The organism is Staphylococcus coagulans (assembly GCF_022557135.1).
GTDB lineage: Bacteria > Bacillota > Bacilli > Staphylococcales > Staphylococcaceae > Staphylococcus > Staphylococcus coagulans.
The window spans coordinates 2,052,758-2,059,336 of record NZ_CP092966.1 but is presented as its reverse complement, the minus strand read 5'-3'; the positions used below and the strand labels follow the sequence as shown (position 1 = coordinate 2,059,336).

10 protein-coding genes are annotated in these 6,579 nt (G+C 36.1%); all 10 read left to right on the top strand.

The genetic code is table 11. The features are described from left to right. Positions 1–2: 2 nt before the first annotated feature. The 10 genes from KM149_RS11965 (at position 3) to KM149_RS09785 (ending at position 6,578) form a co-directional block, all read left to right on the top strand. Entirely contained in the window at positions 3–95 is a 93-nt protein-coding gene (locus KM149_RS11965) for a DUF1381 domain-containing protein (RefSeq protein ID WP_281070345.1), read from the top strand. Further along, positions 88–264 carry a transcriptional activator RinB gene (gene rinB, locus KM149_RS09825; protein WP_214967682.1) on the top strand — a complete coding sequence of 59 codons (177 nt, stop codon included), beginning with the start codon at positions 88–90 and terminating at the stop codon, positions 262–264. Before KM149_RS11965 ends, rinB begins: the two co-directional genes overlap by 8 nt. A gap of 126 nt (positions 265–390) precedes the next feature. Then, entirely contained in the window at positions 391–789 is a 399-nt protein-coding gene (locus KM149_RS09820; RefSeq protein ID WP_241415345.1) for a helix-turn-helix domain-containing protein, read from the top strand. Then, positions 789–1,190 (top strand): hypothetical protein, encoded by a 402-nt coding sequence (locus KM149_RS09815; RefSeq protein WP_241415344.1) that lies wholly within the window; start codon positions 789–791, stop codon positions 1,188–1,190. Before KM149_RS09820 ends, KM149_RS09815 begins: the two co-directional genes overlap by 1 nt. Before the next feature lie 330 nt (positions 1,191–1,520). Beyond that, complete coding sequence (locus tag KM149_RS09810; protein ID WP_241415343.1) at positions 1,521–2,015, top strand: terminase small subunit; 495 nt, start codon at positions 1,521–1,523, stop codon at positions 2,013–2,015. Then, positions 2,008–3,231, top strand: a complete 1,224-nt coding sequence (locus KM149_RS09805) for a PBSX family phage terminase large subunit (RefSeq protein WP_241415342.1) — start codon at positions 2,008–2,010, stop codon at positions 3,229–3,231. Before KM149_RS09810 ends, KM149_RS09805 begins: the two co-directional genes overlap by 8 nt. Beyond that, positions 3,228–4,652 carry a phage portal protein gene (locus KM149_RS09800; RefSeq protein WP_241415596.1) on the top strand — a complete coding sequence of 475 codons (1,425 nt, stop codon included), beginning with the start codon at positions 3,228–3,230 and terminating at the stop codon, positions 4,650–4,652. The genes KM149_RS09805 and KM149_RS09800 overlap by 4 nt, the downstream gene beginning before the upstream one ends. Further along, a complete protein-coding gene (locus KM149_RS09795) occupies positions 4,621–5,568 on the top strand; it encodes a phage head morphogenesis protein (protein WP_216342219.1) in 948 nt (315 codons plus the stop codon). Before KM149_RS09800 ends, KM149_RS09795 begins: the two co-directional genes overlap by 32 nt. A gap of 111 nt (positions 5,569–5,679) precedes the next feature. Next, complete coding sequence (locus tag KM149_RS09790) at positions 5,680–5,877, top strand: hypothetical protein (protein WP_216342220.1); 198 nt, start codon at positions 5,680–5,682, stop codon at positions 5,875–5,877. A 116-nt stretch (positions 5,878–5,993) separates the two neighbouring features. Beyond that, positions 5,994–6,578, top strand: coding sequence for a DUF4355 domain-containing protein (locus KM149_RS09785; RefSeq protein WP_216342222.1), 585 nt, complete (start codon positions 5,994–5,996; stop codon positions 6,576–6,578). Position 6,579 lies beyond the last annotated feature (1 nt).

The window sequence follows — 6,579 nt, the reverse complement described above, 5'->3', positions numbered from 1 at the left end:
TAATTAAACCACAGCACAATCAAACGTTTAGTGTTGTGGAGGCAAATAGTAAGGAAGAGGCGTTGAGTAAATACAAGGAGGCAGACAATGATTAAACGAACAATCAACTTATTAATAACATTAGCGTTATATGAGTTAGGTAAATACCTAACGGAACAATTAATCATCTTATTAACAGCGAATGACAAGGTGGAAGCACCTAATGATTTTTACATTGATGATCATATACATTTAAACAATTTTAAAGCAGAGGTGTCGGAATAATGTGGCTAGTTATCATACTAATATTCGTATCGCTGTTGCTTGTAGGTAGCATGGTTGAAAACGGGAAGTTGCAGGGAGAGTTGAAAGCAAGAGAATATGAGGTTGAGATGTTGAGAGGGAAAGACAATGACGATTAACGAGTATCTTAGATATTTAAGGATAGAAAAAGGTATTAAATTAAGAGAGTTTTCTAAAGTTATCAATTATTCGCACGGACATATTAGTAGAATTGAAAATGGTAAAACTAGTTTTGACAAAGTCTTTTTATCAAAATTTATCAAAGCGGTTAGCAATAATGAGGAAGAACATAATTTGATTAAAAAGATTATAAAAAATGATTATAACATCGATGTTGAGGACTCAAACGATGTAAATTATACCCACAAAAAGAAACGACCAATATCTCTAAATAATTTTGTAGATCAGCAATACGAAATTGATGGCATAAAATTAAGTAATGAAGAAATGAGATTTGTTATATCTATGACTAGATGCTATCGAAGTTTTAAAAAGGGGGACGAGTAATGTACAGCAAAGAAGCAATACTTAATATGATTGGAACGCATAAAATTAAGTGTAATGTACTTGCTGATGCAATACCTGAATATGATAGCAACTCTATTGCGCAATATGGAATACAATCAACATTACCTAAACCTAAGGGGGAAAACGCTAGTAAAGTAGAAGATGTTGTAATAAAGCTTGAACGGTCAAACAAGCGATATACACAAATGCTTGAAGAAATTGAGTTTATCAATAAATCACAACAGAAACTAGGTACTGTCGATTTCTGTTTTCTAGAACTATTGAAAAAAGGATATAACAGAGAATCGATTATAAAGAAGATGCCTAATTCAAAAATTAACCGTAATAACTTTTTAACCAAACGTGATGAGTTAGCAGAAAAAATATATTTACTGCAGTGACACAAATGACGAAAATGACGAAAATGACAGAAATGACACTATTTTGAAGTAAAAAAAATATTTTGTATAATTTGACTGTACAGTAATGTACAACGATGATTTCTTCCATATGATGCATTAAATCCTCCTTTCGATGATGTGAACGTGAAGGCGCCCATAGAGGCGTCTTTTGTGTATTGATATGAATTACATAATGTGTGATTGATATGAGTGCATAACTCAAATAAAATACCCAAAACAAAATCACTAGGCACTGTATACGCGCAGTGTCTTTTTGTATTCAAATTTATAGAGTAATTAACGTAAAGGCGTGTGATACAGTGAAAAGAATTGACTAAATTAACGCATAAACAAGAGCAGTTTGTATTAGGGCTCATAGAAGGCAAAAGCCAACGAAAAGCATACATTGACGCAGGGTATTCGACTAAAAATAAAGGTGAAGCATATATTGATATGCAAGCAAGTAGAATGGCGAAAAATGATAAGGTTATGTCAAGGTACGAAGAATTGCGTCAAGAAGTAGCTGAAGAATCTAAATGGACACGCCAAAAGGCTTTTGAAGAATATGAGTGGCTAAAGAATGTAGCTAAGAATGACATTGAGATAGACGGAGTGAAGAAAGCAACAGCCGATGCTTTCCTTGCTAGTTTAGATGGCATGAATAGAATGACGCTAGGTAGTGAAGTTTTAGCTAACAAGAAAATCGAAACAGAAGTCAAAATGCTCGAAAAGAAAATTGAACAAATTGATAAAGGTGACGCAGGTACTGAAGATAAGATACGTCAGTTGCATAACGCTATAACGGATGTGATCTCTAATGAGTAAACTTAACAAACTCTACACAGATAAACAGATAGAAATCTTGAGGGAAACGCAAAAGAGAGATTGGTTTATGCTCATTAATCACGGTGCTAAACGTACAGGTAAGACGATATTGAACAACGACTTATTCTTGCGCGAATTAATGCGTGTGCGTGAAATAGCAGACAAAGAAGGTGTTGAGAGACCTCAATATATTCTGGCGGGAGCTACATTAGGTACGATACAGAAAAATGTATTGATAGAGCTTACGAACAAATACGGGTTAGAGTTTAACTTTGATAAGTACAATTCTTTCACGTTGTTTGGTGTGCAAGTGGTACAAACAGGTCACAGCAAAGTAAGTGGTATTGGTGCCATACGTGGTATGACTGCGTACGGTGCATATATCAACGAAGCGTCACTTGCTCATGAAGAAGTATTCGACGAAATTAAATCACGTTGTAGTGGATTAGGTGCAAGGATATTAGTTGATACGAACCCTGACCACCCTGAACATTGGTTGTTAAAAGACTATATAGAGAATACAGACCCTAAAGCTGGTATATTGAGTTATCAATATAAGCTCGATGACAACACGTTTTTAAATGATAGATACAAAGAGTCTATCAAAGCCTCAACGCCGTCAGGAATGTTCTATGAAAGAAATATCAATGGGAAATGGGTATCAGGTGACGGTGTTGTATATGCCGACTTTGATTTGAATCAAAATACCATTACCTATGATGATTTGGTGAAAGTGCCTATTAAAGAATACTTTGCAGGTGTCGACTGGGGATTTGAACATTATGGTTCTATCGTTCTATTAGGAAAAGGTATTGACGGTAACTTTTATTTTATCGAAGAACATGCCCACCAATTTAAGTTTATTGAGGATTGGGTGGACATAGCTAAAGGTATTGTTGCGAAGTATGGCAATATCAACTTTTATTGCGATACCGCCAGACCCGAATATATCACTGAATTCAGACGACATGGTTTAAGGGCTATTAACGCGGACAAAAGTAGATTATCAGGGATTGAAGAAGTAGCTAAGTTGTTCAAACAAAACAAGTTATTTGTTCTGTATGATCATATGGATAGATTCAAGCAAGAGATATACAAATATGTGTGGCACCCTACAAACGGAGAACCGATGAAAGAATTTGACGATGTGTTAGATTCATTACGATACGCCATATATACACATACTAAACCCGAAAGATTGAGGAGGGCAAGATAACGTTGTACAAGCTAATAGATGACATTAGGACACAAGGTGTACTACCAAAACATATAGAAGCATTAATCGAATCACATAAAGATGACCGTGAACGAATGATTAATCTATACAACAGATACAAGACACATATTGATTACGTACCAATATTTAAACGTAGTCCGATTGAGGAGAAGGAAGACTTTGAACGTGGTGGCAATGTTAGGCGCCTAGATGTGACAATCAACAACAAACTTAACAACTCATTCGATAGTGAGATTGTAGACACACGTGTAGGTTATCTACATGGTGTGCCAATCACTTATGACCTGGATGAAAACACGGCGAAGAACGACAAGCTCAAAGACTTTATTGTCAACTTTATCTTACGCAATAACGTTTATGACGAAGATTCAGAGATGGGTAAAATGGCTGCGATTTGTGGATATGGTGCTAGGTTAGCTTATATTGATAAAAATGGTGAAGTAAGAATAAAGAATATAGATCCATTTAACGTAGTGTTTGTAGGTGACAGTATATTAGAACCTACATATTCATTACGTTATTTTTATGAATTAGACGATGACAACGGTAAAGAATATGTCTATGCAGAGTTTTATGACGATACTTACTACTACGTATTCCGTGGCGAAGGTATAGATGCCTTACAAGAAGTTGGTAGATATGAGCATCTATTCGATTACAACCCGTTGTTTGGTGTGCCGAATAACAAAGAGATGTTAGGTGACGCAGAAAAGGTAATTCACTTGATAGATGCTTATGACTTAACGATGAGTGATGCATCTAGTGAAATCAGTCAAACACGTCTAGCATACCTTGTATTGCGTGGAATGGGCATGAGTGAGCAAATGATACAGGAGACTCAAAAGAGTGGTGCTTTCGAGCTATTCGACAAGGATATGGACGTTAAATACTTAACTAAAGATGTGAATGACGGAATGATTGAGAATCATTTAGATCGTATCGAAAAGAACATCATGCGTTTTGCTAAATCAGTTAACTTCAATTCTGATGAGTTTAACGGGAATGTACCTATCATTGGTATGAAGTTAAAGCTTATGGCACTAGAAAACAAATGTATGACATTCGAACGTAAGATGACAGCAATGTTGCGTTACCAATTTAAAGTTATTTTGTCTGCATTAAAGCGAAAAGGTTACAACGTTGATGATGACAGCTATTTAGACCTTATATTCAAATTCACTCGTAATATTCCAGTTAATAAGTTAGAAGAGTCACAAGTGTTGATTAACCTAAGAGGACAAGTATCTGAACGCACTAGATTAGGACAATCACAGTTAGTTGATGACGTTGATTATGAGTTAGACGAAATGGAACGTGACAACTTTGAAATGAACAGTAAATTGCCTGATATAAACGAGGGTGACGCTAATGGCAGACCGCAAGATAACCAACCAGAATGACATAGATAATTACATTGAGAGCCTTATAGGTAAATCAGAAAAAGAAATCGAAGTGTTGTTCTCAAATCGATTGAAAGAGATTAAACAAACACTAGCGGATATGTTTGAAAAATATCAGTCTGATAACCCACATGTGACGTGGACAGAGTTTAATAAATACAATCGTTTAAATAAAGAGCTTGTACGCATCGGTCAGATGTTAACTGAAGATTATAACCAAGTAGCCAAAGCTATTAAACAGACTCAACATAACACTTACATTGAGAAGTATATGATGAGTCTTTATTTATATGAAATGGCTAGTCAATCATCTATGCGCTTTGATGTGCCTACTGCATCTGTGATTAACAAAGCGATTGAACAACCTATTGAATTTATCCGCCTGGTCCCAACATTACAGAAACATCGCAACGAGGTTCTTAAACGTATCCGCATTCACATAACACAAGGTATCATGAGCGGTGAGGGCTATTCTAAAATTGCTAAAGCGTTGCGTGATGACATAGGTATGACAAAAGCACAATCACAACGCGTGGCACGCACAGAAGCAGGCAGAGCGATGGCACAAGCAGGATTAGACAGTGCTATGGTAGCTAAAAACAATGGCATGAAGATGATGAAACGTTGGTCAGCTACTAAAGATACACGCACACGTGATACACACCGTCATTTAGATGGGCAATCGGTTGAAATAGATGACAATTTTAAATCTAGTGGTTGCGTGGGTCCTGCACCACATTTATTTGTGGGTGTCGCCAGTGCCAAAGAGAATATTAACTGTCGTTGTAAGTTACTGTATTACATCGACGAAGATGATTTGCCTGGCGTAATGCGTGTACGCAATGACGATGGTTCTACAGAAGTAATCCCGTCAATGTCCTATCGCGACTGGGAGAGAATGAGAAGGAAAGGATGATTAAAGTGAAGGAAAATAATGTGATTAAACTTTACTGGCTGAAGAATTATATTTTAATCATTCATTCTGATGGTAGCGAAGAACGAAGAAATTATAAAGGTGGAAAATGATATGGATTTTACAGTAAAAGTAAACGTTGAGGCTGATGAAGCTATAAGGAAATTAGAAAGAATTAAAGTTTTATGCGAAGAAATTAACGAGTTGCAGAATGGTAAACCGCTTATCAACTTCAATGTAAAAAACGAGTCAGATATTCCTGCTATCAAATCATTTAAAGAAGAAGAAAATGTAAAAAACGCTATTTTTTAATCTTATGTAGCTAGCACCTTACTGCTCGACCTAAAGTATGTCGTTAAACTGCTTTTTTATTATGCACTTTTCGGACTATTACGGTACGCAAAGGGCGAAAAAAGGAGCAATGATATATGAATGTCGAGGATATTAAGTCGTACTTTGAAGAACACAAAGACGACAAAGACGTAAAAGAGTATCTAAGTGGACTTAAGACGGTGTCTGTTGATGACGTTAAAGGCTTTTTAGATACAGAAGAAGGTAAACGATTTATTCAACCTGAATTAGATCGTTACCACACAAAAGGTTTGGAATCTTGGAAAGAGAAGAACCTTGAGAACTTGATTGAGAAAGAAGTACAAAAACGCAATCCTGAACAATCAGAAGAACAAAAGCGAATTAGCGCACTTGAAAAAGAGCTAGAGAAACGCGATGCAGAGGCTAAACGCGAGAAACTAAAAAGTTATGCATTAGGTAAAGCCCAAGAGATGAACCTACCACCATCATTGGTAGATAGATTCTTAGGTGATTCTGATGAAGATACTGAAGCGAATTTAAAAAGCCTTAAAGAAACTTTCGATAAGTATGTCAAAGAAGGCGTTGAGGCTAAATTTAAGTCAAGTGGGCGACATGTTCGAGAAGCGCAAGACAATGATGTGGACTTATCAAACGTTAAGTCAATCGAAGAAATGGCGCGAGAAATTAATATCAGAAAATAAA